General features: G+C 76.1%; 26 protein-coding genes. 18 read left to right on the top strand and 8 right to left on the bottom strand.

All coding sequences use genetic code 11. From position 1 onward, the window contains the following. Position 1: 1 nt before the first annotated feature. Both ACI79L_RS03920 and cofD read right to left on the bottom strand, forming a co-directional pair. Entirely contained in the window at positions 2 to 1057 is a 1056-nt protein-coding gene (locus tag ACI79L_RS03920; RefSeq protein WP_456935508.1) for a coenzyme F420-0:L-glutamate ligase, read from the bottom strand. Continuing rightward, positions 1050 to 2012, bottom strand: coding sequence for a 2-phospho-L-lactate transferase (cofD, locus tag ACI79L_RS03915; RefSeq protein WP_456935507.1), 963 nt, complete (start codon positions 2010 to 2012; stop codon positions 1050 to 1052). Before cofD ends, ACI79L_RS03920 begins: the two co-directional genes overlap by 8 nt. A gap of 302 nt (positions 2013 to 2314) precedes the next feature. Between cofD and ACI79L_RS03910 the strand changes: the two genes are divergently transcribed. Next, on the top strand, positions 2315 to 2566 hold the full coding sequence (locus ACI79L_RS03910; RefSeq protein WP_456929453.1) for a WhiB family transcriptional regulator: 252 nt from the start codon (positions 2315 to 2317) through the stop codon (positions 2564 to 2566). Between the two features lie 165 nt (positions 2567 to 2731). After that, positions 2732 to 3634 (top strand): hypothetical protein, encoded by a 903-nt coding sequence (locus ACI79L_RS03905; RefSeq protein WP_456935506.1) that lies wholly within the window; start codon positions 2732 to 2734, stop codon positions 3632 to 3634. Here ACI79L_RS03905 and ACI79L_RS03900 read toward each other — a convergent pair. Continuing rightward, the gene (locus ACI79L_RS03900) at positions 3609 to 4604 is read right to left on the bottom strand and encodes a hypothetical protein (RefSeq protein ID WP_456935505.1); all 996 of its coding nucleotides are present in this window, start codon (positions 4602 to 4604) and stop codon (positions 3609 to 3611) included. The two genes, ACI79L_RS03905 and ACI79L_RS03900, sit on opposite strands and share 26 nt — an antisense overlap. Positions 4605 to 4677: 73 nt before the next feature. Here ACI79L_RS03900 and ACI79L_RS03895 point away from each other — a divergent pair, with 73 nt between their 5' ends. Further along, positions 4678 to 5586 (top strand): hypothetical protein, encoded by a 909-nt coding sequence (locus ACI79L_RS03895; RefSeq protein WP_456935504.1) that lies wholly within the window; start codon positions 4678 to 4680, stop codon positions 5584 to 5586. A gap of 12 nt (positions 5587 to 5598) precedes the next feature. On the opposite strand, the gene ACI79L_RS03890 is transcribed toward ACI79L_RS03895, so the two are convergent. Beyond that, positions 5599 to 6078 (bottom strand): metallopeptidase family protein, encoded by a 480-nt coding sequence (locus ACI79L_RS03890; protein WP_387991485.1) that lies wholly within the window; start codon positions 6076 to 6078, stop codon positions 5599 to 5601. A gap of 175 nt (positions 6079 to 6253) precedes the next feature. Here ACI79L_RS03890 and ACI79L_RS03885 point away from each other — a divergent pair, with 175 nt between their 5' ends. The 13 genes from ACI79L_RS03885 to hpf all read left to right on the top strand — a co-directional run bounded on the left by ACI79L_RS03885 (position 6254) and on the right by hpf (position 20246). Beyond that, complete coding sequence (locus ACI79L_RS03885) at positions 6254 to 6604, top strand: DUF3499 domain-containing protein (RefSeq protein ID WP_089402638.1); 351 nt, start codon at positions 6254 to 6256, stop codon at positions 6602 to 6604. A 138-nt stretch (positions 6605 to 6742) separates the two neighbouring features. Further along, on the top strand, positions 6743 to 8104 hold the full coding sequence (locus tag ACI79L_RS03880; RefSeq protein ID WP_456935503.1) for a phosphomannomutase/phosphoglucomutase: 1362 nt from the start codon (positions 6743 to 6745) through the stop codon (positions 8102 to 8104). Continuing rightward, positions 8101 to 8322: a Trm112 family protein gene (locus tag ACI79L_RS03875; protein WP_456935502.1), complete on the top strand. Its 222-nt coding sequence runs from the start codon at positions 8101 to 8103 to the stop codon at positions 8320 to 8322. The genes ACI79L_RS03880 and ACI79L_RS03875 overlap by 4 nt, the downstream gene beginning before the upstream one ends. Next, positions 8319 to 9461 (top strand): SIS domain-containing protein, encoded by a 1143-nt coding sequence (locus tag ACI79L_RS03870; protein WP_456935501.1) that lies wholly within the window; start codon positions 8319 to 8321, stop codon positions 9459 to 9461. Before ACI79L_RS03875 ends, ACI79L_RS03870 begins: the two co-directional genes overlap by 4 nt. 92 nt (positions 9462 to 9553) lie before the next feature. Next, a complete protein-coding gene (locus tag ACI79L_RS03865) occupies positions 9554 to 10510 on the top strand; it encodes a DUF808 domain-containing protein (protein ID WP_456935500.1) in 957 nt (318 codons plus the stop codon). A gap of 84 nt (positions 10511 to 10594) precedes the next feature. Beyond that, positions 10595 to 11770 carry a mannose-6-phosphate isomerase, class I gene (manA, locus tag ACI79L_RS03860; RefSeq protein ID WP_456935499.1) on the top strand — a complete coding sequence of 392 codons (1176 nt, stop codon included), beginning with the start codon at positions 10595 to 10597 and terminating at the stop codon, positions 11768 to 11770. A 66-nt stretch (positions 11771 to 11836) separates the two neighbouring features. After that, positions 11837 to 12706 (top strand): GmrSD restriction endonuclease domain-containing protein, encoded by an 870-nt coding sequence (locus tag ACI79L_RS03855; RefSeq protein ID WP_456935498.1) that lies wholly within the window; start codon positions 11837 to 11839, stop codon positions 12704 to 12706. 126 nt (positions 12707 to 12832) lie between these two features. Then, complete coding sequence (gene ahcY / locus ACI79L_RS03850) at positions 12833 to 14320, top strand: adenosylhomocysteinase (RefSeq protein WP_456935497.1); 1488 nt, start codon at positions 12833 to 12835, stop codon at positions 14318 to 14320. Positions 14321 to 14519: 199 nt separating this feature from the next. Next, entirely contained in the window at positions 14520 to 15227 is a 708-nt protein-coding gene (gene mtrA / locus ACI79L_RS03845; RefSeq protein ID WP_387991509.1) for an MtrAB system response regulator MtrA, read from the top strand. A 4-nt stretch (positions 15228 to 15231) separates the two neighbouring features. Then, on the top strand, positions 15232 to 16971 hold the full coding sequence (gene mtrB / locus ACI79L_RS03840; protein ID WP_456935496.1) for an MtrAB system histidine kinase MtrB: 1740 nt from the start codon (positions 15232 to 15234) through the stop codon (positions 16969 to 16971). Continuing rightward, positions 16968 to 18680 (top strand): LpqB family beta-propeller domain-containing protein, encoded by a 1713-nt coding sequence (locus ACI79L_RS03835; protein ID WP_456935495.1) that lies wholly within the window; start codon positions 16968 to 16970, stop codon positions 18678 to 18680. The genes mtrB and ACI79L_RS03835 overlap by 4 nt, the downstream gene beginning before the upstream one ends. Positions 18681 to 18736: 56 nt before the next feature. Beyond that, positions 18737 to 19492 carry a ComF family protein gene (locus tag ACI79L_RS03830; protein WP_456935494.1) on the top strand — a complete coding sequence of 252 codons (756 nt, stop codon included), beginning with the start codon at positions 18737 to 18739 and terminating at the stop codon, positions 19490 to 19492. 67 nt (positions 19493 to 19559) lie between these two features. Then, positions 19560 to 20246 carry a ribosome hibernation-promoting factor, HPF/YfiA family gene (hpf, locus tag ACI79L_RS03825; RefSeq protein ID WP_456935493.1) on the top strand — a complete coding sequence of 229 codons (687 nt, stop codon included), beginning with the start codon at positions 19560 to 19562 and terminating at the stop codon, positions 20244 to 20246. A 117-nt stretch (positions 20247 to 20363) separates the two neighbouring features. Here the strand turns inward: hpf and ACI79L_RS03820 are convergent, their stop codons facing one another. Both ACI79L_RS03820 and ACI79L_RS03815 read right to left on the bottom strand, forming a co-directional pair. Continuing rightward, positions 20364 to 20912, bottom strand: a complete 549-nt coding sequence (locus ACI79L_RS03820; protein ID WP_456935492.1) for a GNAT family N-acetyltransferase — start codon at positions 20910 to 20912, stop codon at positions 20364 to 20366. A gap of 10 nt (positions 20913 to 20922) precedes the next feature. After that, a complete protein-coding gene (locus tag ACI79L_RS03815; protein ID WP_456935491.1) occupies positions 20923 to 21315 on the bottom strand; it encodes a TIGR03618 family F420-dependent PPOX class oxidoreductase in 393 nt (130 codons plus the stop codon). Positions 21316 to 21374: 59 nt separating this feature from the next. On the opposite strand from ACI79L_RS03815, the gene secA reads away from it, so the two are divergent. Beyond that, entirely contained in the window at positions 21375 to 24467 is a 3093-nt protein-coding gene (gene secA, locus ACI79L_RS03810) for a preprotein translocase subunit SecA (protein ID WP_456935490.1), read from the top strand. 129 nt (positions 24468 to 24596) lie between these two features. Then, positions 24597 to 25103 (top strand): GtrA family protein, encoded by a 507-nt coding sequence (locus ACI79L_RS03805; protein ID WP_456935489.1) that lies wholly within the window; start codon positions 24597 to 24599, stop codon positions 25101 to 25103. 3 nt (positions 25104 to 25106) lie between these two features. On the opposite strand, the gene ACI79L_RS03800 is transcribed toward ACI79L_RS03805, so the two are convergent. Both ACI79L_RS03800 and ACI79L_RS03795 read right to left on the bottom strand, forming a co-directional pair. Further along, positions 25107 to 25652: an Rv3235 family protein gene (locus ACI79L_RS03800; protein ID WP_456935488.1), complete on the bottom strand. Its 546-nt coding sequence runs from the start codon at positions 25650 to 25652 to the stop codon at positions 25107 to 25109. A gap of 80 nt (positions 25653 to 25732) precedes the next feature. Continuing rightward, positions 25733 to 26401, bottom strand: a complete 669-nt coding sequence (locus ACI79L_RS03795) for a hypothetical protein (RefSeq protein WP_456935487.1) — start codon at positions 26399 to 26401, stop codon at positions 25733 to 25735. Positions 26402 to 26438 lie beyond the last annotated feature (37 nt).

The raw sequence follows: 26438 nt of genomic DNA, 5'->3' as shown, positions 1-26438 counted from the left end.
GTCAGGCCCGGGGGGAGCCCAGCCACAACCTCCCGACGAGTGAGGACCCGCCCGGGGTGCCGACCGGCTCCCAGCGGGTGGCCCAGCCCTCGGCGTGCAGCTGGACGAGCACGGTCCCCACGAGCGCGCCGAGGTTGAGCGCGACGGTGACCGTGGCGCGCTCGGGGAGGTGGACGTCGACCACGCCGTCGCCCTCGCCGCCGTGTCGCAGCACCACCGGGAACTCCGGCAGCGCGGCGCTGGCCACCCGGAACGCCTCGGCGACCGCCGCGCGGTCCCCGGGCCGCGGCACCAGGTCGGGCGCCGGCTGCCGGCTGGCGACGAGGTCGCGGCTGCCGTAGGGGAACAGGTCGCCGGGGCCCAGCCGCACCAGGGGGCGGGTGCCGGCGTCCTCGGCCGGCGCCTCGAACGGGAGCCCCCGGACGACGGCGACCGGTACGCCGTCGAGCTTGCCCTTGACCAGGTCCGCGGCCGCGGCGACCTCGTCGACGAGCGCCGTCTGCGTGGTCTCCAGCCGGTTGCCGTGCGCGTCGACGGCGCCGCGGTGGTCGGTGAGCGCCGCGATCCCCGCCGAGCCGACGGCGACGTCGGTCAGCCCCTCCCGCCAGGTGCGGCCGAAGGTGTCGCTGACGACCACCGCCACCTCGGCGCCGAGCAGCTCGCGCAGCCGGTCGCGCAGCCCGCGGGCGGAGGCGTCGGCGTCGGCGGGGAGCAGCACGAGCGAGTCGCCGGGCACGTTCGAGGCGTCGATGCCGGCGGCGGCGACCACCCAGCCGTGCCGCGTCTCGACGATCTTCAGCGGCCCGCGCCGGGCGACGACGCGCACGGTCTCCTCGTCGATGGCCCGCTGCCGCACCGCCTCGCGGTCGGTGCCCGGCGGCACCGGCACCACCCGGCCCTCCACCTTGGACACCACCTTGGAGGTGACGACGACGACGTCGCCGTCGGCCAGCCACGGCGCGGCGCCGGCGACCGCCCCCGCCAGGTCGTCGCCGGCGGTGAACTCCGGCAGCCCCCGGACGGGCAGGACCCGCAGACCCCCGGCCGGCTCAGCCATCGACCGAGACGCCCGCGGCGTCCAGCGCGGCCCGGGCCATCGCGGCCGTGGCCTCGGGGGAGCTCATGAGCAGCGGCACCGCGCGCACGTCGACGCCGGGCACCTCGGCGCGGTCGCCGGTGTGCACCAGCCAGGCGTCGAGCAGGCCGCCGTCGGACCGCGCGCCGTAGTGCCGGCCGACGCCCTCGGCGCTGACCTCGACCCCGAGCACCGGCAGGCAGCGGTCGGCCATGCCGCGCACCACGTCGCCGCCGACGATCGGGGAGATCCCGACGACCCGGCCCGGGGTGGCGCGCAGCGCGTCGCGCAGGCCGGGCACGCCGAGGATCGTGCCGATCGACACCACCGGGTTCGACGGCGCCAGCACGACGGCGTCGGCGCGGGCCAGCGCCTCGACGACGCCCGGCGCCGGCCGGGCCTGCTCCGCGCCGACCTGCACGAAGGCGTGCGGCTCCGGCTCGGCGCGGTGGCGGACCCACCACTCCTGGAAGTGGACCGCGCTGCGCCGCCCGCTGCCGGGGTCGTCGACGACGACGTGCGTCTCGACCCGCTGGTCGCTCATCGGCAGCACCGTGACCCCCGGCTGCCAGCGGTCGGCGAGCGCGGTGGTGACGTCGGAGAGCGGGTAGCCGGCGTCGAGCATCCGGGTGCGGACCAGGTGGGTGGCCAGGTCGCGGTCGCCCAGGCCGAACCAGGTGGGCTCGGCGCCGTAGGCGGCTAGTTCCTCCTTGACCGTCCAGGACTCGCCGGCCCGGCCCCAGCCGCGCTCGGGGTCGATGCCCCCGCCGAGGGTGTAGACGACGGTGTCGAGGTCCGGGCAGATCCGCAGCCCGTGCATCGTGACGTCGTCGCCGGTGTTGACCACCGCGGTGACCGACGAGGGCGGCGCCACCTCCCGCAGTCCGGTCAGGAACCGGGCCCCGCCGACGCCTCCGGCGAGCACGACGATCTCCACGAAAGTCATCGTGCCCCATGGGCACTTGTCCACTGTTCGACGGGCGTGTCGGGAACGTGGACGAGAAGTGACGAACGGCGTGTGACGCGTGGGGCGCGTGTGGTCAACCGCTTACACCGGGCGAAGTTGACGCTCGGGCAACGACACGCGTGTAATTCCGGCGGTGTGCGGCGCGGAGCAACCGCGTCCGGGACGAGAGCGAGAGGGGACGCATCGTCATGGCAGAGGTCTCGTGGCTGAGTGACTACATCGGCGGGTCGGAGCGGGGCTCCCGCGGCAGCGGGCCGGCCGACCCGGGCCTGATGGGGCTGCTCGGCATGGGCCTGTCCGACGACGTCCAGTCCTGGCAGGAGCGGGCGCTGTGCGCCGAGACCGACCCGGAGGCGTTCTTCCCCGAGAAGGGCGGCTCCACGCGCGAGGCGAAGAAGATCTGCACCGGCTGCGAGGTCAAGGCCGAGTGCCTGGAGTACGCGCTCGCCAACGACGAGCGGTTCGGCATCTGGGGCGGGCTCTCCGAGCGGGAGCGCCGCCGCCTGCGCCGCCGCGCCATCTGACGACGACGTCCCGGGGACGGACGGGACCGCCCAGCACACCGGCGTGCGACATCCCCTCCACCTCTCCCGCAGCCCCCGACGGCAGCCGCCGCCGGGGGTTGCTGCGTCCCGGCCGTGTCCCGGCGGCGTCCCGGCGCCCGGGCGGCGGTGTGGTCGGATGACCCGGTGACCGGCGCGGACAGGGACACCCGGACGGCGCTGGGCCGGGCCGGCGTGGTCCGCGAGGTCCGGGCCGCCGTCCCGCTCGCCCGGGACCTCGCCGCGCCGCTGACCGCCGCCGCGCCGTGGCTGACCACCGTGCTCTCGGTGCAGTCGGCGCACCCGCGGCCGCGGCTGCTGCCCGCCGCGGTCGTCGTCGAGCCGCGCTGGTCGGGCCGGCCCGATGCGCTGGCCCTGCTCGCCCTGGCCACCGCCGGCCCGGTGGTCACCGCGACCCTCCTCGGCGACGGCCTCCCCGTCCCCGGCGGCCGCCCGCCGGCGCGGCTGCTGGCCCGCGACGACGACGCCGCCGAGCGGCTGGCCGCGGGCGTGCTGGCCCTGCTCTCCGGGCTGCGCCGGCCCTGGCGGCTGCGGCTGGCCGGGCTGCCGCTGGGCGACCCGACCGTCCGGGCGCTGGCCCGGCTGCGCCCCGACGCCCGGGTCGCCACCTCCCGCAGCACGCTGCTCGTCGACGGCCTGGACGACGTCGCGGCCGGCCGGGTGGTCCGCAGCCGCGACCCGCGCGACCTCGACCGCGCGCTGCCGGACCTGCTCGCCGCCGCACCCGGCGCCCGGTCCCGAGACCTCGTCCGCGCGGCCGCCCGGCTGCACGCCGCCCTCGGCCGGGTCGAGGTCGCCACGGTCACCGACGGCGGGCGGCTGCGCGCCGGGCTGCTCACGCTGGTCGACGGCGCGGACCGGCTGCCGTGGTGGGGCCGCTCCGAGATCGGCGGGCTGGGCGCCGTGCGGGGCGCGCCGCTGGTCGGCGTCGCGGTGTCCGGCCGCGGCCGGGTGCTGCGGCCGGTGCTGGACCGGGCGGCCCGGCTGGTCCCGGCGCTGCCGGTCAGCCGGCGACGCGGATCCGGCTGAGCGCCGGGTCGGGCAGCGACTCGGCCCGCTCGGTGCCGAGGAACAGCGTCCCCTCCGCCGGGGCCTCGGCGCCGTCGAGCCCGCCGGCCGGGGCGACGGTGACGCTCAGGTCGTAGACCCGGCCAGTGTACGCCGGCGGCGTGGCGGTGGGCCGGGTGTAGGTGGGGAAGCGGCCGGCGAGCCGCAGCGTGTCGCCGTCGCGGGTGACGGTGAGCGCCGGGGTGGGCAGGTCGGCGTACTCGGTGAGGACCGGCGTGCACCCCGCCGCCTCCGGGTCCCCGGGCGCGGTGGTGCCCAGGCAGTTCCAGGTCGGCAGCAGCACGTGCGCCAGCGCCGTCCCGTCGGTCCCGACGCTCACGCTCACCGACGGGTAGCCCACCGTGACGCCGACCGCGCGCCGCTCCAGCACCAGCCCGCCCAGGGCCAGCCGGGCGGCGACGCCCTCGTCGCCGAGGGGCACCGACCGCGCGGCGAGCAGCCCCGCGCCGCGCTCGCCGGGCAGCGGGTCGGCGGGGACGGGCGGCAGCTCGGGCCGCGCCGTCGTGGGGGAGGCGGACGGCGTGGACGGGCCGGGGACGGCCGCCGGGGGCGTGCCGCCGGCCACCGGCTCCCCGGCGTCGCCGCCCAGCGCGACGCCCGCGAGGACGGCGACCAGCGCCAGGGCCGCGGCGGCCAGCACGGCCACCGTGCGGGCGGACGGATCGGGTCCCGCCGGCGCCGCCGGCACGGGAGTGGCGACCGGCCGCGGGTCCGGGGCCGGGGTGCCCGGGGGCGCCTCGAGGAACCCGGGCAGGTCGTCGACGGCCCAGTGCGGGCCGGGCGGCCGCTCCGGGGGCGGGGGCCCGTCCTCCTGCCGCGGCCGGGCCGGCGCGCCCCGCCGGCTCAGCGCCAGCCCCGCGACGACCGCCGCCAGCGCCACCAGGGCCACCCCGAGCACGACCCAGGGGGCGACCGGCGCGGGCGAGTCCATCCCCCTGAGCATCCCAGGGACCCGCCCGGGGCGATCCCGTGCGGCACGCCGGGGCGCCTGACACGATCCCGGCGTGGCGGAGAACCCGGGAGCGACGACGTCGGGGACGGGGTCGGCGGCCCGCGACCGGGTGGTCTCGCTGCTCGCCGAGCTGGGGGTTCCCGACCCGGTCCTCGCCGTCACCGACCTGTCCGCGCGGGTCGGCCTCGTCCAGGGCGTGCTCGCCGACCGGGTGCTCGACCTCGCCGTCACCGAGAGCGGCCGGGGCCGGCTGCAGGCCGAGCTGCGCGGCCGGCGGTGGGCCGAGGAGCGGCAGGTCGGCGTCCCCGAGGTGGTCGCCGCGGCCGACGACGGCCGGTGGCTGCTGTCCCGCCGCGTCCACCCCGCCCCCTCCGGCGGGCCGCGCTGGACCGCCGCCGCGGTCGAGGCGGCGGTGCGGATCGCCCCGCTGCCGGCGCCGGCCGGGCAGCCGTGGGAGCCGCCGGCCGGCCGGTCGCTGCGCCGCGCCCGGGCCACCGTCGAGGACGCCTCCCGGCTGGTCCGCGGCGGCGTGCGCCTGGGCGAGCTGCGGGCGGTGCGCGCGGCCGCCGCGCAGCTGCCGCTGTCCGAGGTGGCGCACGGCGACCTGCGCGCCGCCAACGTCGTCGTCGACTCCGGCGGCCCCGACGAGGGCGGGCGGCTGGTGGTCCTCGAGTGGTCCGGCGTCCGGCCCGCGCCCCGGCACCGCGACCTGCTCACGCTGTGGGCCACCACGCCCGACGCGCAGGACCGGGCGCAGGTCGGGGAGGTGGTGCTCTCCCGCACCGCCGGCTGGGAGGAGCCCGACGTCGGGCTGCTCTGGCACGCCGTCGCCCTCGAGCAGCTGGTGGCGCGGCTGACCCGCGCCGACCGCGGCGACGGCCTCGACACCGCCTTCGCCCGCGCCCGCCTCGCCGAGGCCCGCGCGATGGCCGCCGAGCTGGGCAGCCCCGTCGGCCGCTGACCGCGGCCTCCTTCAGCCGGTGGGGTCGATCTCCTCCGGGTCGCGGCCGAGCAGCACCGCCACCTGGTCCACGACGACGTCGCGCACGAGGTCGGCGAGGTCGTCGCGGTCGTGCGCCCGGATCTCCAGCGGCCGCCGGTAGACGACGATCCGCGCCGGCACCTCCCGCCCGTCCTCGCGGTGCGCCGGCAGCACCCGCGCCAGCGGCACCGTGCCGTCGTCGAGGACGTCGGGATCGAGCACCACCTCGTCGGGGCTGGTGTGGTCGACCCAGGGCACGTCCTCGACGGCGAACTCGACCCCGGCCAGCTCCCGCTCCCAGCGGCGCTCGAGGTCCTCGACCGCGTCGAGCACCAGGTCGTCGAACTGCTCGGCGCGGCTGCGGGCGAGGGGGACCTCGTCGGGGACGAGGCGGCCCCGCAGGCCCCGGCCGTGCCGGTCGCGGCGGGACCGGGCGGGCCGGGAGCGGTCGGGACGGACGGGTCGGCTCATGGCGGGGCGAGCGTACGGCGCATCGCCGGGGCGGGGCAGCGGGACGCGGCCGTGCCCCCGGTGGCGGGGCGCGCGGGGACGTCGGGTTGGATGGGAACAGAGGGGCGCCGGTCCGGTGTGCCTGTCGCCGACTTCCTGGGTACGCGGCTACTGTGCCCAGCGTGAGGAACCGGTGGTGAGGCAGTCACGTCGCTGCAGTCGCAGCGGCTGCGCGCAACCGGCGGCGGCGACACTGACCTACGTCTACGCCGAGTCGACCGCTGTCGTCGGCCCGTTGGCGACGTTCTCCGAGCCGCACAGCTACGACCTCTGCGAGTTCCACGCCGAGCGGCTCACCGTGCCGCGCGGCTGGGAGGTCGTCCGGCACGAGATCGACGTCGAGGACTCCGGGCCGACCGGGGACGACCTGCTCGCACTCGCCGACGCCGTCCGCGAGGCGGCCCGTCCCGAGCCGCCGCGCGCCCCGGCCGACGACGGCCGTGGCACCCGCCGCGGCCACCTGCGCGTCCTGCCCGACCTGGACTGACGAAGGACCCCGCCGCCCCCGCCCCTCGCAGGCGCGGGGGCGGGCCCCTGCAGCGGGGCCAGGGGGCCGGTCCCCGCGCCCGCCGATAGGGTCGGCCGGACCGGGGACGCGCCCGGCCAGTCCAGGCGAGGGTGGGCAGTGACGGACCTGTCGGCGATCATCAAGGCCTACGACGTCCGGGGCGTGGTCCCCGACCAGTGGGACGAGGACGTCGCGCGGCGCATCGGCGCCGCCTTCGCCGAGTTCGTCGCCACCGAGAGCGGCGCGACCGCCGTCGTCACCGCACACGACATGCGCCCGTCCTCGGTGCCGCTGTCCCGGGCCTTCGCCGAGGGCGTCCTGTCCCGCGGCGTCGACGTCCTCGAGGCGGGCCTGGGCTCCACCGACCTGCTCTACTTCGCCGCCGGCTCGCTGGACGTGCCCGGCGCGATGTTCACCGCCAGCCACAACCCGGCGCAGTACAACGGCATCAAGCTCTGCCGCGCCGGGGCCGCCCCGGTGGGTCAGGAGTCCGGGCTGGCCACGATCCGCGAGTGGGCCGAGCGCGACTCCTACGACCGCGTGCCCGACCGCGTCGCCGAGATCGGCCGGCGGGACCTGCTGCCCGACTACGCCGCCCACCTGCGCGGGCTGGTCGACCTGTCCCGGATCCGCCCGCTGAAGGTCGTCGTCGACGCCGGCAACGGCATGGGCGGGCACACCGTCCCCGTCGTCCTGGCCGGTCTGCCGCTCGACGTCGTCCCGCTGTACTTCGAGCTCGACGGCACCTTCCCCCACCACGAGGCCAACCCGCTGGACCCGGCCAACCTGGTCGACCTGCAGGAGGCGGTCCGCCGCGAGGGCGCCGACATCGGCCTGGCCTTCGACGGCGACGCCGACCGGGTGTTCGTCGTCGACGAGCGCGGCGAGCCGGTGAGCCCCTCGGCGATCACCGCGCTGGTCGCCGTCCGCGAGCTGGCCAAGGGCCGGGGGACGACGGTGATCCACAACCTGATCACCTCGCGGGCGGTGCCCGAGATCGTCCGCGAGCACGGCGGCACCCCGGTGCGCACGCGGGTCGGGCACTCGTTCATCAAGGCCGAGATGGCCCGCACCGACGCGGTGTTCGGCGGCGAGCACTCCGCGCACTACTACTTCCGCGACTTCTGGCGCGCCGACACCGGGATGCTCGCCGCGATGCACGTGCTGGCCGCGCTCGGCGAGCAGAGCCGCCCGCTGTCGGAGCTGACCGCCGCCTACAGCCGCTACGCCGCCTCCGGCGAGATCAACTCCACCGTGGCCGACGCCGCGGAGCGGACGAAGGTGGTCCGGGAGGCGTTCGAGGCCGACGGCGCGACGGTCGACGAGCTCGACGGGCTGACCGTCGACCTGCCCGACGGCTCGTGGTTCAACCTGCGGGCCAGCAACACCGAGCCGCTGCTGCGGCTCAACGTCGAGGCGCCCGACCGGGCGCGGATGGAACAGCTCAGGGACCGGGTGCTGGGGATGGTGCGCGCATGACGCAGGGGACGACGCAGGGACCGCTGGGACTGGACCCGCTGCTGCTGGAGGTCCTCGCCTGCCCGGACACCCACCACACCCCGCTGACCGTCGACGAGGCGGCGAGCGAGCTGGTGTGCCCGACGTGCGACCGGGCCTTCCCCGTCCGGGACGGCATCCCGGTGCTGCTGCTCGACGAGGCGCGGACCCGCGGCAGCGGGGGGACGGCGGGCCGATGACCTCGCCCGAGCTGGCCGAGGAGGTCCTCGACGACCTCGACGTCCTGCGCGCCCGCGACCCGCGCGGCCTGCTGCCGGCCGTCGCCGGCGCCGGGGCGCAGGTGCGCGAGACCGCGCGGCTGACCGAGGAGGCCGGGCTGGGCCGGGTCACCGAGGGCGGCCGCCCGCGCGGGCTGGTGATCGTCGCCCGGCGCGAGGGGGCGGTGGCGGCGTCGGTGCTGCGGGCGCTGCTCGGCCCGTCCAGCCCGGTCACCGTCGACGTCGTCCCCGGCCCGGACCTGCCGGTGTGGACCGGCCCGACCGACATCGCCGTCGTCGCCACCCGGACCGGCGCCGGCCGCTACGCGGTGACCCCGGCCTACGAGGCGGCCCGGCGCGGGGTGACCCTGCTGGGCATCGGCGCCGACGACGCCCCGCTGCGGGCGGCCTGCTCGACCGCGCGGATGCCCTACGTGCCGCTGCCGCGCTCGCGCGTGCGGCACACCACCCTGTGGTCGCTGCTCACCCCGCTGCTGCGGCTGGCCACCGACCTCGGGCTGGTGCGGCCCGAGGCCGCCGACCCGGAGGCGATCGCCGCGGCCCTCGACGAGGTCGCCGCCGAGTGCGGCCCCGCGCGCGAGTCGTTCACCAACCCGGCCAAGACCCTCGCGCTCGAACTGCTCGACGCGTTCCCCGTCATCGCCGCCGAGGGACCGCTCGCCGACACCGCGGCCGCCCGCTTCGCCGACCAGCTGGCCACCCTCGCCGGCCTGCCGACCAGCGGGTTCCGCCTGCCCGACCAGCGCGTCGCCGCCTGCGCGGTGCTCGGCGGGCCGCTGGCGCCGCGCGACGTCGACGACTTCTTCCGCGACCGCGCCGAGGACACCGGCCGCCGGCTGCGGCTGCTCACCATCCGCGACACCGACGCCGCCGACCACGACGGCGCCGGCGAGCGGGAGCCCCGCTCGGCGTACGAGGCGATGAGCGAGGTGCTGCGCACCGCGGCGGCCAACAACGTGCCGGTGAGCGGGCTGGCCGAGCACGGCGAGCCCGAGCGCCACGGCCGGCTGCCCCGCCTGGCGCGGCAGATGGCGGTGGCCGACTTCACCGCCGTCTACCTCGCGCTGGCCCTGGACCAGGAACGGGCGCTGCGGCGCTGAGACCGGATCGGTGTCCGGGCGGCCGGTCCGGGGTACCGGATCGCGATCGACCGTGAGCGCACCCGACTGCTGACCGACTGGAAGGACCTCCCGTGGCCGGTGGACTCGTAGCCCTGTTCGACGACGTGGCACTGCTGGCCCGCGCCGCGGCCGCCTCCATCGACGACGTCGGGGCCGCCGCCGCCAAGGCCGGCGTCAAGGCCGCCGGCGTCGTCGTCGACGACACCGCGGTGACGCCGCAGTACGTGCAGGGCATCGCCGCCGCGCGCGAGGTCCCGATCGTCAAGCGCATCGCGATCGGGTCGCTGCGCAACAAGCTCCTGATCATCCTGCCCGCGATCCTGCTGCTCAGCGAGTTCCTGCCGTGGCTGCTCACGCCGATCCTCATGCTCGGCGGCGCCTACCTCTGCTACGAGGGCACCGAGAAGATCTGGCACCGGCTGCGCGGCCACTCCGCCGCGCACGGCGACGCCGAGGGGCAGCCGCCGGACGAGGACACCCTCGTGCGCGGCGCCGTCCGCACCGACCTGATCCTGTCGGCCGAGATCATGGTCATCTCGCTGAACGAGGTGGCGAGCGAGGGCTTCTGGTCGCGGCTGGCCATCCTCGCCGTCGTCGGCGTGGCCATCACCGTCCTCGTCTACGGCGTCGTCGCGCTCATCGTGAAGATGGACGACGCCGGCCTGCGGCTGTCCCGGTCGGGGAAGAAGGGCGTGGCCGGGCTCGGCCGCGGGCTGGTCCGGGGCATGCCCAAGCTGCTCACCGGGCTCACCGTCGTCGGGACCGTGGCGATGCTGTGGGTCGGCGGGCACATCCTGCTGGTGGGCAGCGACGAGCTCGGGCTGCACGCCGTCTACGGCCTGGTGCACCACCTGGAGGAGGCGGCGCACGAGGCGACCGGCGCCCTCGGCGGGGTCGTGGGGTGGCTGGTCAACACGTTCGCCAGCGCGCTGGTCGGGCTGGCCGTCGGCGCGGTGGTCGTCGCCGTCGTGACCCTGCTGTTCCACCGGAAGAAGACGCCGGCCGCCGGCGGGGCCGCCGCCCACTGAACCGGGGCACCCTCTCCCGGGGAGGGGATCCGCGGCGACGGAGGATCCGGACAGGCGCGGTACCCGGCAGTAGCCTCCCCGGTGATGTGGCAGCTGACCAGTGCGGTCCGGCACTACCCCTGGGGTAGCCGCACCGTCATCCCCGAACTGCTGGGCGAGACCGTCCCGGCCGAGCAGCCCTACGCGGAGCTCTGGATGGGCGGCCACCCCGACCAGCCCAGCGTGCTCTCGGACGGCACGCCGCTGGACAAGGCGATCGCGGAGCAGCCCGACGCCCTGCTCGGGCCCGCGGTGCACGAGCGCTTCGGCCCGCGGCTGCCGTTCCTCATGAAGGTGCTGGCCGCCGACAGCCCGCTGTCGCTGCAGGCCCACCCGACCATGGCGCAGGCGCGGGCCGGCTTCGCCGCGGAGGAGGCGGCCGGGGTCCCCAAGGACGACCCGACGCGCACCTTCAAGGACCCGTGGCACAAGCCGGAGCTGCTGCTCGCGCTGACCACCTTCGAGGCGCTGTGCGGCTTCCGGCCGGTCGAGGAGTCGCTGCACTGCCTGGCCAAGCTGCAGCTGCCCGAGCTCAAGCCGACCATCGCGGCGCTGGCCCGCGGCGGGCTGCAGGCGGCGATCCCGCAGCTGCTCGCGCTGTCGGGCAAGCGGCGCACGCACCTGGTGGAGGTCGTCGCGCACAAGGCGGCGGAGTTCGTCGCCGCCCACGACCCGGAGTTCATCAACACCTACCGCTGGGCCACGATCCTGGCCGAGGAGTACCCGGGCGACTCCGGCGTGGTGATCTCGCTGATGTGCAACCACCTCAAGCTCGCCCCCGGTGAGGCGGTCTTCCTGCCGGCGGGCAACCTGCACGCCTACCTGTCCGGGGCCGGCGTCGAGGTCATGGCCAGCTCGGACAACGTGCTGCGCGGCGGGCTGACGAACAAGCACGTCGACCTCGCGGCGCTCATCGAGGTGCTCGACTTCTCCGACGGCAAGATCCCCGTGCTGCACCCGGTGCTCGGCCCCGGCGGGCTGCGCTACCCGGTGCCGGTCGACGACTTCGACCTCACCCGCTGCCAGCTCGACGAGCTCGCCGGCTCCCTGAGCACGCGCGGCCCCCAGGTCCTGCTGTGCACCGAGGGGGAGGCGGTCCTCGAGTCCGCGGACGGGGAGATCCGGCTGACGAAGGGCCAGTCGGCGTTCGTGCCGGCGGGCGCCCCGGTGAGCGCCCGCGGCCCCGCGGTCCTCTACCGGGCGACCACGAACCTGCGCTGACGAACCCGCGCTGACGCCGCGCGTGTCGCGGCCGCCGGCGGCGCGGCCGCGGACGTAGCGTCGGTCGTGCACCTCCGACCGGCCCGGCCGCGCCCCGCCCCGTTGCGGGCGGCGTTGGCGCTGGGCCTGGTGGCCGCGCTGGGGTCCGGGTGCACCGCCCTGCTCGGCGACCCGCCCGCCGTCCCGTCCGCCGGCAGCGCCCTCGAGGCGCTCGACTCCGTCGAGGTCCGCGGCCGCGCGCCGCAGACCGGCTACTCCCGCGACGAGTTCGGCGACGGCTGGGTCGACACCGACCAGAACGGCTGCGACACCCGCAACGACGTCCTGGCCCGCGACCTCACCGGGGAGCGCTTCGAGCCGGGCACCCGCGACTGCGTCGTCGTCAGCGGCACCCTCGCCGACCCCTACTCCGGCCGGACCATCGCGTTCCGCCGCGGCGAGGGGACCAGCGAGGCGGTGCAGATCGACCACGTCGTCGCGCTGTCCGACGCCTGGCAGAAGGGTGCCCAGCAGTGGGACGCCGCCCGCCGCACCGAGTTCGCCAACGACCCGCTCAACCTGCTCGCCGTCGACGGCCCGCTCAACCAGGCCAAGGGCGACTCCGACGCCGCCACGTGGCTGCCGCCGGCCCGGTCCTACCGGTGCGCCTACGTGGCGCGACAGGTGGCGGTGAAGGTGACCTACGGGCTGTGGATGACCCGCGCCGAGCGGGACGCCGTCGCGGGCGTGCTCGACGCCTGCCCCGACGAGCCGTTGCCCGGCCGCGGTCCGCTCCCGGGCCAGGAGGCGCCGGAGAGCGCGCCGCCGGCGCCGGTGACGCCCTATCCCGACTGCGCCGCGGTGCGCGCCGCGGGCGCGGCGCCGCTCCGCGAGGGCGACCCCGGCTGGAACCCGTCCCTGGACGGCGACGGCGACGGGGTCGGCTGCGAGGGCTGAGCCCGCCCGGACCGCTGCGTTAGGCTGGACGACGGCACGAGCCCCGCCGAAGCCTCGGCATGCTCGCTCATCTCAGTGACCCCGAGCCCCTGCCGCCGCCGGTGGGGGCCTCGACCCTGGAGCGACATGACCGCCTCTACCGGCACCCGCGTCCTGACCGACGGCGACTTCAAGGTCGCCGACCTCTCCCTCGCGCCGTTCGGCCGCAAGGAGATCCAGCTCGCCGAGCACGAGATGCCCGGCCTGATGGCGCTGCGCGCCGAGTACGGCGACGAGCAGCCGCTGGCCGGCGCCCGCATCGCCGGCTCGCTGCACATGACCGTGCAGACCGCCGTCCTCATCGAGACCCTCGTCGCGCTCGGCGCCGACGTCCGCTGGGTCTCCTGCAACATCTTCTCCACCCAGGACCACGCCGCCGCCGCGATCGTCGTCGGCCCCGAGGGCACCGCCGAGCAGCCCGCCGGCGTCCCGGTCTTCGCCTGGAAGGGCGAGACCCTCGAGGACTACTGGTGGTGCACCCAGCGGCTGTTCGAGTTCCGCGACGAGAGCGGCGACGTCGTCGGCCCGAACATGCTGCTCGACGACGGCGGCGACGCCACCCTGCTGGTGCACCTCGGCACCCGCTTCGAGGCCGACGGCGCCGTCCCGGACACCACCGAGGCCGACTCCGAGGAGTACGGCGTCATCCTCGCCGCGCTCCGCGAGAGCCTGGCCGGGGACGCCGGCTACTGGACCCGCATCGGCCAGGGCATCAAGGGCGTCACCGAGGAGACCACCACCGGCGTCATGCGGCTGTACGAGCTCGCCCGCGACGGCCGGCTGCTCTTCCCGGCGATCAACGTCAACGACTCGGTCACCAAGAGCAAGTTCGACAACCTCTACGGCTGCCGGCACTCGCTCATCGACGGCATCAACCGCGCCACCGACGTCATGATCGGCGGCAAGGTGGCCGTGGTCTGCGGCTACGGCGACGTCGGCAAGGGCTGCGCGGAGTCGCTGCGCGGCCAGGGCGCCCGGGTGATCGTCACCGAGATCGACCCGATCAACGCCCTGCAGGCGGCCATGCACGGCTACGAGGTGACCACCCTCGACGAGGTCATCGGCAGGGCCGACATCATCATCACCGCCACCGGCAACCGCGACATCATCACCGCCGAGCAGCTCGGGCGGACCAAGCACCAGGCGATCGTCGGCAACATCGGCCACTTCGACAACGAGATCGACATGGCCGGCCTCGCCCGCACCCCGGGCATCGAGCGGACGCAGATCAAGCCGCAGGTCGACGAGTGGCGGTTCGCCGACGGCCACACGATCATCGTGCTCTCCGAGGGCCGGCTGCTGAACCTGGGCAACGCCACCGGGCACCCCAGCTTCGTCATGAGCGCCTCGTTCTCCAACCAGGTGCTCGCCCAGATCGAGCTGTGGGGCAACCGCGCCGCCTACGAGGGCAAGACCCCCACCGTCACGGTGCTGCCCAAGAAGCTCGACGAGCACGTGGCCCGGCTCCACCTCGACGCGCTCGGCGTGAAGCTCACCCAGCTCTCCAAGGTGCAGGCCGACTACATCGGCGTGCCGGTCGAGGGCCCGTTCAAGAGCGAGCACTACCGCTACTGACGAAGGACCCCTCTGCCCCCCACGCCTCGCACGCTCGGCGCGGGGCCCTGCAGAGGGGCCGTTCCAGGCCCTCACCATGGGCCGTTCCAGCACCTCACCTCGCCCTGCGGGCAGGGGAGGATGGGACGGATGGTGGCGCCGGACCGGTGATTCGGTCCGGCGCCACCGTTATCCGGCCGTGACGTCGCAGAATGGTCACGTGCCTCCGACCGCAGCGAACAACGGGCCCAGTCGCGGCCGCGTCCTGGTCGTCGATGACGACGCCGCCCTCGCCGAGATGCTCGGCATCGTCCTGCGGCGGGAGGGCTACGACCCGGCCTTCGTCTCCGACGGCAACCGGGCGCTGTCGGTCTTCCAGCAGACCCGGCCCGACATCGTCCTGCTCGACCTCATGCTGCCCGGCCGCAACGGCCTGCAGATCGCCCAGGACATCCGCAGCCAGTCGACCGTCCCGATCGTCATGCTCACCGCCAAGGGCGACACCATCGACGTCGTCCAGGGGCTCGAGGCCGGCGCCGACGACTACGTCACCAAGCCGTTCAAGCCCGTCGAGCTCGTCGCCCGGGTCCGCGCCCAGCTGCGCCGCGGCGAGACCGGCCAGGCCGAGACGCTGTCCATCGGCGACGTGCACATCGACGTCCCGGCGCACCAGGTCACCCGGGACGGCTCGCCCATCCCGCTGACCCCGCTGGAGTTCGACCTGCTGGTCGCCCTGGCCCGCAAGCCGCGCCAGGTGTTCACCCGCGAGCTCCTGCTCGAGCAGGTGTGGGGCTACCGGCACGCCGCCGACACCCGGCTGGTCAACGTCCACGTGCAGCGGCTGCGGGCCAAGATCGAGCGCGACCCGGAGAAGCCGGAGATCGTCCTGACCGTCCGCGGCGTCGGCTACAAGGCCGGCCCCCCGTGATCCCGTGAGCACCACCGAGCGGGCGCCCGCCGCACCGGCGGACGACAGCGACACCGACGCCCTCGCGCCGGCGCGCCCGGCCGCGGTCCGCGCGCCCCGGCGGCGCCCGGCCGACCTGCCCGCGCTGCGCCGCGGGCTGCGCCGCCGGGCGGTCCGGGCACGGATCCGCGCCCGCCGGCTGGCCGGGCGGGCGGTCACCGCCTGGCGGCGGTCGCTGCACGTGCGCATCGGCGCGATCACGATGGTCGTGGCCGGCACGGTCGTGGTGATCGTCAGCCTGGTGCTGTTCAGCCAGATCCGGACCCAGCTCCTGTCGGTCAAGCAGCAGGCCGCGATCGACCAGGCGCAGGCCGGCGTCGTCTACGCCCGGTCCGAGGTGGTGGGCATCGCCGCCGGCGACGCCGCCAGCGTCCGCGCCACCCTGGGCCGCACCGTCAACGGGCTGCTCACCCGCGGCGGCTCGGCCGGTGACTTCGACGTCGTCATGGTCTACCGCACCGGCAACGCCGAGCGGCCGCCCGCGATCAGCCGGCCCGGCGTCTACCCCGCGCTGCCCGACGACCTGCGCGCGGGCGTGCAGGGCGGCGGCCAGTACACCCAGTACGCGCTCGTCCCCGACGACACCGGCGAGCCGCAGCCCACCCTGCTGGTGGGGGTGCCCGTCCCCGGCGACGTCTCCTCCTCCGAGGCGATCGAGCTCTACTACGCGTTCCCGCTCGACCAGGAGCAGGAGACGCTCTCGCTCATCCGCAGCACCGTGGCGATCAGCGGCATCGCCCTCACCCTGTTCGTCGCCGGGATCGGCGTGCTCGTGACCCGGCTGGTCGTCGATCCGGTGCGCCGCGCCGCCGGCACCGCGCAGCGGCTGGCCGAGGGCCAGCTCGAGGAGCGGATGACCGTCCGCGGCGAGGACGACCTGGCCCGGCTGGCCACCAGCTTCAACGCCATGGCCGACAGCCTGCAGCGGCAGATCACCCAGCTCGAGGGGCTGTCCCAGCTCCAGCAGCGGTTCACCTCCGACGTCAGCCACGAGCTGCGCACCCCGCTGACGACGGTGCAGATGGCCGCCGACGTGCTGCACGAGTCGCGCGGGGACTTCCCGCCGCACGTGGCGCGGTCGGCCGAGCTGCTGCACGAGGAGCTCGACCGCTTCGAGCGGCTGCTGTCGGACCTGCTGGAGATCAGCCGCTACGACGCCGGCGCCGCCGTCCTCGACTGGGCGCCCACCGACCTCGGTGCGCTGGTGGGCCGGGTGGCCGACGGGATGTCCGCGCTGGCCGAGCGGCACGGCTGCGAGCTGCGGGTCACCGGCCCGGCGGACCCGGTGATCGCCGAGGTCGACGCGCGGCGGGTCGAGCGGATCCTGCGCAACCTGGTCGGCAACGCCGTCGAGCACGGCAGCGGGCAGCCGATCGAGGTGACGCTGGCGGCCAACCGGACGGCGGCGGCGGTCACCGTCCGCGACCACGGCGTCGGGCTGTCCTCGGCCGAGGCGGCGCACGTCTTCGACCGGTTCTGGCGGGCCGACCCCTCGCGGGTGCGCACCGTCGGCGGCAGCGGGCTGGGCCTGTCGATCAGCCTCGAGGACGCCCGGCTGCACGGCGGCTGGCTGCAGGTGTGGGGCCAGCCGGGCCTGGGCGCGCAGTTCCGGCTCACCGTCCCGCTGGTGGCCGGCACCGACCTCACCAGCTCGCCGCTGCCGCTGCGGCCGACGATCGTCCGCCGGCCGGGGGAGCGGCGGTGAGGCGGCTGCCGGCCGCGCTGGCCGCCCTGCTGGTGGGGCTGCTCGCCGCGTGCTCGACCGTGCCCACCGGCTCCGCGCCGCAGGCGATCACCGACGCCCAGGCCCGGCCCACCGGCGACGTCGGCATCGAGCCGCTCGGCCCGCGCACCGGGGCGCCGCCGGAGGAGATCGTCCGCGGCTTCATCGACGCCGCCGCGAGCACGGTGAACGGCCACCCCGTCGCCGTCGAGCACCTGACCCCCGAGGCGGGCGCGACCTGGTCCGACGAGACCGGCATCACCCTGGTGGGTCCGGACTACGCGACGGTGGCCACCGGCTCGGGCACCGTCGTCATGACCGGCGACCTGGTCGGCACCGTCGACCCGCGCGGCGTCTTCACCGCTCCCGACGACACGGTGTTCACCCGCGAGTTCACGCTGGCCGAGGTGGACGGCGAGTGGCGGATCACCAACCCGCCGGACGGGCTGGTCATGCTCGTCCCCGACTTCGAGCGCCTCTACGACGACCTCGCCGTCTACTTCGTCGATCCCACCGGCGCCCGCGTGGTGCCCGACCCGCGGTACCTCATCTCCGGGGACGCGCAGCCGACGACGCTGCTGCAGCGGCTGGTCGAGGGTCCCTCGCCGGCCCTGGCCGCCGGCGTCGCCAACGCGCTGGGCGGGGTGACGCTGACCCGCGCGGTGACCGTGTCCGGGTCGACGGTCACCGTCGACCTCGCCGGCCTCGACGACCTCGCGCCCAACCAGCTCGCCCAGCTGTCCGCCCAGCTGGTGTGGACGCTGGACCAGCTCGAGGGCACCAACTCGGTGGAGCTGACCAGCAACGGCGAGCCGGTCGCCATCGACGGCGTCCCCACCGTCCAGCGCACCGACGACTGGGCCTCCTACAGCCCGGACTCGGTGCCCGCCGACGCCGCCGGCCACTACCTCGACGGCGGCCGGCTGATGACCGTCGACGGGCAGCCGGCACCCGGGCCGGCCGGCGAGGGCGCCTACGCGCTGACCGGCGCGGCGGTGTCCGCGGACCCGCGCACCAGCGCCCTGACGGCGATGGCCGGCGTCTCGGTGAGCGGGGGCACCGCGTCGCTGCTGACGGGCACCTACGGCCAGGGCCTGGCCCCGGTGATGACCGGCGCCGGCCGGCTGTCGGTGCCGACGGTCGCCGCCACCCGCGCGGAGTTCTGGGTGGTCCGCGACGAGAGCACCGTCGTCCGGGTGCCGGCCTCCGGGCAGCCGCAGCCGGTGAACGCCCCGACCCTGCCCGGGCAGGGCCGGGCGACGGCGCTGCAGCTCTCGCCCGACGGCGTCCGCGCCGCCGTGGTGGTCACCCGCGGGAACGGCGCCGTGCTGCTGGTGGGCACGGTCGTGCGCTCCGACGAGGGCCAGGTCGCGCTGCGCGACCTGCGCGAGGTGGCGCCGTCGCTGACCGCCGTGGTCGACGTCGGCTGGCGCACCGCCGGCAGCCTGATGGTGCTCGCCGACGGCGAGGAGGGCGTGGTGCCCTACACCGTCGGCGTCGACGGGTGGGGGCTGGCCACGGTCCCCACCGCCGGCCTGCCCAGCGCGCCGACGGCGCTGGCGGCGGCGCCCGGGCAGCTGCCGCTGGTCAGCGCCGGCGGGACGATGTGGCTGCTGGTCGGCGGCACCTGGGTGACGCTGCTGCGCGGCCAGGAGCCGGTGCCGGGTACCGAGCCCTTCTACCCGGTCTAGTCCACAGATCCCGTCGGAGCCGGGTGCCGGGGAGCCCGGAGCCGCAGGCTGGGCCGGTGGGAGGTCTCGGCGCGGCGCTCGCCGACCTCGTGCTCCCGCGCACCTGCGCCGGCTGCGGCGTGCCCGGCCCGGCGCTGTGCCGGCGGTGCGCCGCCCTGCTCGGCGCACCGCGCGAGGCGACGCCGCGCCGGCTCCCGCCGGGCATGCCGCCCACCGTGGCCGCCGGCGCCTACGCCGGGCCGGTCCGCCCCGCCGTCGCGGCGTTCAAGGAGCACGGCCGCGCGGAGCTCGCCGGCCCGCTCGGGGCGGCGCTGGCCCTGGCCGTCGGCGTGCACGCGGTGCTGCTGCCCGGCCGGCCGGTGCTGCTGGTCCCGGTGCCGCCGACCCGGGCGGCGCTGCGGGCGCGCGGCCGCGACTGCGTGCGGGAGCTGGCCGCGGCCGCCGTCGCCGACCTGCGTGCCGCGGGGGTGCCCGCCGGGTGCGTCCGGCTGCTCACCCGGGCCGGGCGGGTGCGGGACTCCGCCGGGCTGTCGGTGGCGCAGCGGCGGGCCAACCTCGCCGGCACCTTCGCCGTCCGCCCCGGCCGGCTCCCGCCGGGGGCGGTGCTCGTGGTCGTCGACGACGTCGTGACCAGCGGCGCGACGCTCGCCGAGGCGGCCGCCGCGCTGGCCACGACACGCCCGGACGGCGACACGCCGGTGCTGGCCGCCGTCGTCGCCGCGACGCCCCGTCCCGGTCCCCGGCCGGTCCGCGCGGCGTCACCTGGGCGCTTCCCGGACGGCTCCGCGAGAGCGTCCCGGGTGTCCCGCTGATCGACTGTCCGGGCCACGTGACAGCGACTAGCGTTGCATCGATCACACCCGATGACCGGGAGGTCTGATGGAGATCGTGGTCCGTGGCCGCAACGTCGAAGTGCCCGAACACTATCGGCAGCACGTGGAGGACAAGGTCGGTCAGCTCGAACGGTTCGACGGCAAGCTCTCGCGCATCGACGTCGAGCTCTTCCACGAGAAGAACCCCCGCCAGTCCTCCAACTGCCAGCGTGTGGAGATCACCCTGCGCGGCAAGGGACCCGTGGTCCGCGCCGAGGCCGCCGCGCCGGACTTCTACGCCGCGCTCGACATGTGCTGCGGCAAGCTCGACAACCGGCTGCGGCGGGCGAACGACCGCCGCCGCGTGCACCACGGCCGGCGCACCCCGCCCAGCGTGCGGGTCGCCGGCCCCACCGCCGCGCCGCTGGAGACCCCGGCGCTCGGCCTCCCCGACGTCGAGCAGCAGTTCGCCGGGGAGCCCCTCGTCACAGACCTCGACGAGCACCTGCCCGGCCGGATCGTGCGGGAGAAGCACCACCCGGCCGTGCCCATGACCGTCGACCAGGCCCTGCACGAGATGGAGCTCGTGGGCCACGACTTCTTCCTCTTCCAGTGCGCCGACACCGGCCGGCCGACCGTCGTCTACCGCCGGCACGCGTTCGACTACGGCCTGATCCGGCTGGTGGAGCCGCCGCTGGGCACCGAGTCCTCGCACGTCGCGGCACCGGCCGAGCCCGCCGCCGTCCCGCGCTGACCGTCCCTGGAGGGGCCGTGCCGTGCCGGCGCGGCCCCTCCGCCGTGTCCGGGCACCGATGAGCCGCGGGCGCCCGCCCCGGCACCGTCGCGCTGCTCACCGGGGAGGGCGGGATCCTCAGTCGGCGGCCAGCCGGCCGAACAGCACGGCGTCGGCGCGGGTCCCGTCCCGCCGCGGCAGGGCCGAGCGGACGACGCCCTCGCGGGTGAACCGGGCCCGCAGCGCCACCGCCTGCGAGGCGGGGTTGTCCACGTCGACCACCAGGTGCACCCGCGGCGCCCCGTGCGCGAACGCCCAGCCGGCCAGGCCGTCGGTGACCTCGGTGGCGTAGCCGCGCCGCCGCGCCCACGGGGCCACCGAGTAGCCGATCTCCGGGCCGAGGTGCCGCCCGCCGAACACCAGCCCCGCCGTGCCGACGAACTCACCGTCGGCCTCGGCCACCACCGGCAGCCCGGTGCCCTCGGCGCGCTGGCGCAGCACCGTGTCCACGAACGCGCGGGCGTCGCCGAGCGTGTAGGGGACCGGCGCGGCGCTGATCCAGCGCTGCGTCTCCGGGTCCTGGGTGGCGCGGTGCACCGCGACGGCGTCGTCGGGGGCGAACGGCCGCAGGACCAGCCGGGCGGTGCGGACCACCTCGGTGGTCAGGTCGATGCCGGTGAGTTCCACACCGACATGCTCACGCGTTGCCGAGCACCCGGTCGACCGAGATCTCGACGACGACCCGCGCCGGGTTCTCCCGCGGCTGCCGGTACCGCCGCGCGTAGCGGGCCTCGGCGTCGGCCACCGCGGCCGCGTCGTCGCGCACGACCGCCGTCCCCTCGAGGGTCAGCCAGCGGCGCCCGTCGACCTGGCAGACGGCGACCCGCGCCTGCCCGGCGCGCACGTGCCGGGCCTTGGCCGAGCCGCCGGAGGTGATGACGCGGGCGGTGCGGGTGTCCGGGTCGTAGGTGACGCCGACGGGCACCACGTGCGGGGTCCCGTCGGCGCGCAGCGTGGTCAGCGTGGCCAGGTGGCGCTCGGTCAGGAAGGCGAGCGCGCCGGGCCCGAGGGCGGCGGGGTCGGTGGCCACCCGGCGGAGGCTACGTGCGGCGTCCCCGGGGTGCTGGCCGGGCCGCCTACGCTGGTGCCGTGGTGTTCTCGAGAATCCTGCGAGCCGGTGAGGGCAAGATCCTCCGACGACTGGACCGGATCGCCGACGCGATCGAGTCCCTGGAGGGCGACGTCGCCGACCTCACCGACGCGGAGCTCCGGGCGAAGACCGACGAGTTCAGGCAGCGGTACGAGGACGGTGAGACCCTCGACCAGCTGCTCCCGGAGGCGTTCGCCGTCGTCCGGGAGGCGGCCACCCGCACGCTGGGCCAGCGGCACTTCCGCGTCCAGCTCATGGGCGGCGCCGCGCTGCACCTGGGCAACATCGCCGAGATGCGCACCGGTGAGGGCAAGACCCTGACCGGCGTGCTGCCGGCCTACCTCAACGCCCTGACCGGCGAGGGCGTGCACGTGGTCACGGTCAACGACTACCTGGCCAAGCGCGACGCCGAGTGGATGGGCCGGGTGCACCGCTTCCTCGGCCTGTCGGTGGGCACGATCCTGTCCGGCGAGAAGCCCGCGCACCGCCGCGAGCAGTACGCCGCCGACATCACCTACGGCACGAACAACGAGTTCGGCTTCGACTATCTGCGCGACAACATGGCCTGGTCCAAGGCCGACCTCGTGCAGCGCGGCCACCACTTCGCGATCGTCGACGAGGTCGACTCGATCCTCATCGACGAGGCCCGCACCCCGCTGATCATCAGCGGCCCGGCCGAGTCCGCCGGCAAGTGGTACGTGGAGTTCGCGCGCATCGTGCCGCTGATGAAGCGGGACGAGCACTACGAGGTGGAGGAGGCCAAGCGGACGGTCGCCGTCACCGAGGAGGGCGTCGAGTTCGTCGAGGACCAGCTCGGCATCGACAACCTCTACGAGGCGGTCAACACCCCGCTGATCGGCTACCTCAACAACGCGCTGAAGGCCAAGGAGCTCTTCCACCGCGACCAGCAGTACATCGTCAGCAACGGCGAGGTGCTGATCGTCGACGAGTTCACCGGCCGCGTGCTGGCCGGCCGCCGCTACAACGAGGGCATGCACCAGGCCATCGAGGCCAAGGAGAAGGTGCAGATCAAGGACGAGAACCAGACCCTCGCCACGATCACGCTGCAGAACTACTTCCGGCTCTACGACAAGCTCTCCGGGATGACCGGCACCGCCCAGACCGAGGCGGCCGAGCTCTCGCAGACCTACAAGCTGGGCGTCGTCCCGATCCCGACCAACCGGCCGATGGTCCGCGAGGACCGCTCCGACGTCGTCTACAAGACCGAGAAGGCCAAGTTCGACGCGGTCATCGACGACATCGCCGAGCGGCACGAGAAGGGCCAGCCGGTCCTCGTCGGCACCGCGAGCGTCGAGAAGTCCGAGGTCCTGTCCAAGCTGCTGCTGCGCCGCGGCATCCCGCACGAGGTCCTCAACGCGAAGAACCACGCGCGCGAGGCGGCGATCGTCGCCCAGGCCGGGCGGCTGGGCGCGGTCACGGTGGCCACCAACATGGCCGGCCGCGGCACCGACATCCAGCTCGGCGGCAACCCCGAGTTCATCGCCGACGAGGAGCTGCGCGCCCGCGGCCTGTCGCCGTCGGAGACCCCGGAGGAGTACGAGGCCGCCTGGGACGAGGCGCTCGCCGCGGCCAAGGACCAGGTCAAGGCCGAGCACGAGGAGGTCGCCGAGGCCGGCGGGCTCTACGTGCTGGGAACCGAGCGGCACGAGAGCCGCCGCATCGACAACCAGCTGCGCGGCCGGTCGGGCCGCCAGGGCGACCCGGGGGAGTCGCGGTTCTACCTCTCCCTCGGCGACGACCTCATGCGGCGGTTCAACGGCCCGATGCTCGAGTCGATGATGACCACGCTGCGGGTCCCCGAGGACCAGCCGATCGAGTCGAAGATGGTCTCCCGGGCCATCCGCTCGGCGCAGACTCAGGTCGAGCAGCAGAACTTCGAGGTCCGCAAGGACGTCCTCAAGTACGACGAGGTGCTCAACCGGCAGCGCACGGTCATCTACGACGAGCGCCGCAAGGTCCTCGACGGCGAGGACCTGCACGAGCAGGTGCAGCACATGCTCGACGACGTCGTCCGCGCCTACGTCGACGGCGCCACCGAGACCGGCTACGCCGAGGACTGGGACCTCGAGCAGCTGTGGACCGGCCTGAAGTCGCTCTACCCGGTGGGCCTGGACCGCCAGGAGCTCATCGACCGGGTCGCCGACGGCGAGCAGGCCGCGCTGACCGCCGACGTGCTGCGCACCGAGCTGCTCGAGGACGTGCACCGCGCCTACGAGGAGCGCGAGGCGGCGCTGGGCTCGGAGGTCATGCGCGAGCTCGAGCGGCGGGTCCTGCTGTCCGTGCTCGACCGCAAGTGGCGCGAGCACCTCTACGAGATGGACTACCTGCGGGCCGGCATCCACCTGCGCGCGATGGCCAACCGCGACCCGGTCGTGGAGTACCAGCGCGAGGGCTACGACATGTTCACCGCGATGCTCGACGGCATCAAGGAGGAGTCGGTCGGCTTCCTGTTCAACCTGGAGGTCAAGACCAAGGAGCAGCAGGAGGCCGAGGCCCAGGCCCAGCAGGCCGAGGCCGAGGCCAAGGCGCTGGCCGCCGCGCAGGAGGGCACCGCCCGCGTGCTCGCCCGGCAGCGGGCGGCGCAGGAGGCCGCGGCCCGCGCGGCCGCCGCGCCCGCCGACGGCGCCACCGCTCCGGCCGCCGACGGCGCCCCCGCCCCCGCCCCGGCCCCCGCTGCAGCCTCCGCCGACGGGGACGGGTCCGCGCCGGTGTCGATGGCCAAGCCGTCCGGTGGGCCGGCGGCCCGGCGCTCGACCGGCGCCCCGGCCGGGCGGCCCACCGCCCGCAAGAGCGGCACCCGGCCCGCGGCCCCGGCCGCGCCCGAGGCGGAGACCCCGGCGCCGTCGGGCACCGGGCCGCAGCTGGCGGTCAAGGGCCTCGACGAGCCGCGCCGGCAGGAGAACCTGAGCTACTCGGCGCCCTCGCTCGACGCCTCGCCGAAGGAGAGCGGCCCGGCCAAGGCGGCCAAGACCGCCACGGTCACCGGGACCAAGGAGCCGGCCCGCAACGCGCCGTGCCCCTGCGGCTCGGGCAAGAAGTACAAGGTCTGCCACGGGGCGGCCGGTCGCTGACCGCTCCCGCACACCCCCGGCGCCCCGCCGACCCACCGTGGTCGGCGGGGCGCCGTCGTCCCGGGATCAGGTGCGCGATGAGGGTCTTCCCTGATGTGCCGGAGGCCGTGAGGCGAGGAGCCTTGCTCCATGCCCGCGACCGTCCTCGCTCCTCCACCCGACCGGGTGGGGCCGCGGGCGTCGGCTCCGACGCTGCTCGACCGGCTCCGCAGTGACCGCGTGCCGGCCCAGTTCGTCCGGTTCGTGCTGGTCGGCGGCTCGGCGAACGTCGTCTACGCCGGCCTGTTCCTGACGCTGGTCGGGCTCGGGGACCAGGCGGCCAACCTCGTCGCCGTGGTCGCCTCGACGGCACTGGCCAACGAGCTGCACCGCCGGCTGACCTTCCGGGCCGCCGACCGGACCGGCTGGGCGACGGCGCAGTGGGCCGGCGGGGGGATCGCCGTCGCGGGGCTGGTGACCTCCAGCCTCACGCTGGCCGCGGTCGACGCCTGGACGGTCGCCGCCCCTCCGGTGGTGTCGGTGCTCGCGGTCATCGCGGTCAGCGGCCTCGTGGGCCTGGCCCGGTTCGTCGGTCTCCGCTGGGTCCTCGTGGTCCGCCCGGGAGCGGCGGCCCGCCGTCCGCGGGCACGCACCTGACCGTCAGCCGATCGACAGGGCGGTGCACCGCCAGCGGCCGTCGATGCCCTCCAGCCGGGCGGCCACCGCGTGCGCGCGTCCGGCCCGCCGCGCCACCGCGCTGACCTCGGCCACGCCGTCGACCGGCTCGCACACGTGCACCGGGCCGAGCAGCAGCGGCGCGGTGCCGGCGCACCAGGCCGGCCGCCGTCCGGCGACGAGCGCGGCGTGCACGCCGGGGGAGGCGAGCCGCTGCACCTGGGACAGCGGCCGGCGGCCGGCCAGGGCCTCGAGCACGGTGGTGAACAGCAGCCGGCCGGTGGCGCGGGGGTCGGGCAGGTCGGCCCGCAGCGACCAGGCCGGGCCGAAGAGGTCCGGCCGGCGGCTGCGGGGTCCCTCCGGTGCCGGCCGCGGGCCGGGCCGGTGCGGCGGGCGGGGCGGCGGCGTCGCCGGGTCGACCAGGGTGACGGCCGGTCCGGTCAGCGGCGGGTGCAGCGGCGGGACGAGGCTGAGCCGCAGGGTGTGCAGCGGCGCGGCGGTCGTAGGGGCGGGCTGGGTGGACGCGGTCACGGGAGCTCCCGGGGTCGGATCGGGGTCGGGGGCGATGCGGGCCGGGGGAGCGGCCGGGCGGGTTCGGCGGGGTGCGGCCCTCACGGCGGCGGGCGCAGCACCTGACCGGGCAGCAGCAGGTCGGGGTCGGGGCCGATGACGGCCGCGTTCGCCGCCCACCAGCGGCCGACGGCGGCGGCGGTCGCGGCGTCGGGGGGCTCGGCGCCGGTGCGGGCGCGCAGGTCGGCGGCCGCGATGGTCCACAGGCACTCGCCGCGCAGCACGACGTGCTCGCCGAGGGCAGGGGCGGCGGGCCAGTCGGGCACCGCGGGGGCGGGGACGGGCGCCGGCCAGTCGGGGACGGCCGGCGGAGCCGGCGCGCCGGCAGTCGCGACGACGACGGGCCCCGCGGCCGCGCAGCCGCTGAGGACCGGTGCCGTGGCGAGGCCGACGCCGAGGGCGAGCGCGGCGGCCCGCCGCCCGGACGCCGGGACCACCCGCCGCAGGAGGACGCCGGCGGCCGCGCCGGCCAGGCCGGGCAGCGCCGACAGCGCGGTGAGCACCAGCCCGAGCGCACCCCAGGCCCAGACGGCCCACGCCACGACGGCGACCGCGTGGGGCAGCAGCGCCTCGGGCCCGGCGGTGTCGACGACGGCCTGCAGGTCACCGCCGCTGTGCAGGAGCGCGCCGAGGTCCGGGGTGAGGGCGTGCAGGACTCCGCCCAGCGCGGTCATGACCGCCGTCGCGACGCCGAGTCGACGTGCCGACACGTGCCCTCCTTCCATTGACGTCGGCGTACTGAAGCAA

The organism is Geodermatophilus sp. SYSU D00684, from assembly GCF_054050455.1.
This window is presented reverse-complemented; position numbering and strand designations above follow the sequence as displayed.

Coding starts and splice junctions, on each gene's coding strand:
- ahcY (WP_456935497.1), top strand. CDS start 12,833: ATGACCGCCTCTACCGGCACCCGCGTCCTGACCGACGGCGACTTCAAG.
- ACI79L_RS03920 (WP_456935508.1), bottom strand. CDS start 1,057: ATGGCTGAGCCGGCCGGGGGTCTGCGGGTCCTGCCCGTCCGGGGGCTG.
- ACI79L_RS03870 (WP_456935501.1), top strand. CDS start 8,319: ATGACCTCGCCCGAGCTGGCCGAGGAGGTCCTCGACGACCTCGACGTC.
- ACI79L_RS03890 (WP_387991485.1), bottom strand. CDS start 6,078: ATGAGCCGACCCGTCCGTCCCGACCGCTCCCGGCCCGCCCGGTCCCGC.
- hpf (WP_456935493.1), top strand. CDS start 19,560: ATGGAGATCGTGGTCCGTGGCCGCAACGTCGAAGTGCCCGAACACTAT.
- ACI79L_RS03875 (WP_456935502.1), top strand. CDS start 8,101: ATGACGCAGGGGACGACGCAGGGACCGCTGGGACTGGACCCGCTGCTG.
- ACI79L_RS03805 (WP_456935489.1), top strand. CDS start 24,597: ATGCCCGCGACCGTCCTCGCTCCTCCACCCGACCGGGTGGGGCCGCGG.
- ACI79L_RS03910 (WP_456929453.1), top strand. CDS start 2,315: ATGGGGCTGCTCGGCATGGGCCTGTCCGACGACGTCCAGTCCTGGCAG.
- ACI79L_RS03900 (WP_456935505.1), bottom strand. CDS start 4,604: ATGGACTCGCCCGCGCCGGTCGCCCCCTGGGTCGTGCTCGGGGTGGCC.
- manA (WP_456935499.1), top strand. CDS start 10,595: ATGTGGCAGCTGACCAGTGCGGTCCGGCACTACCCCTGGGGTAGCCGC.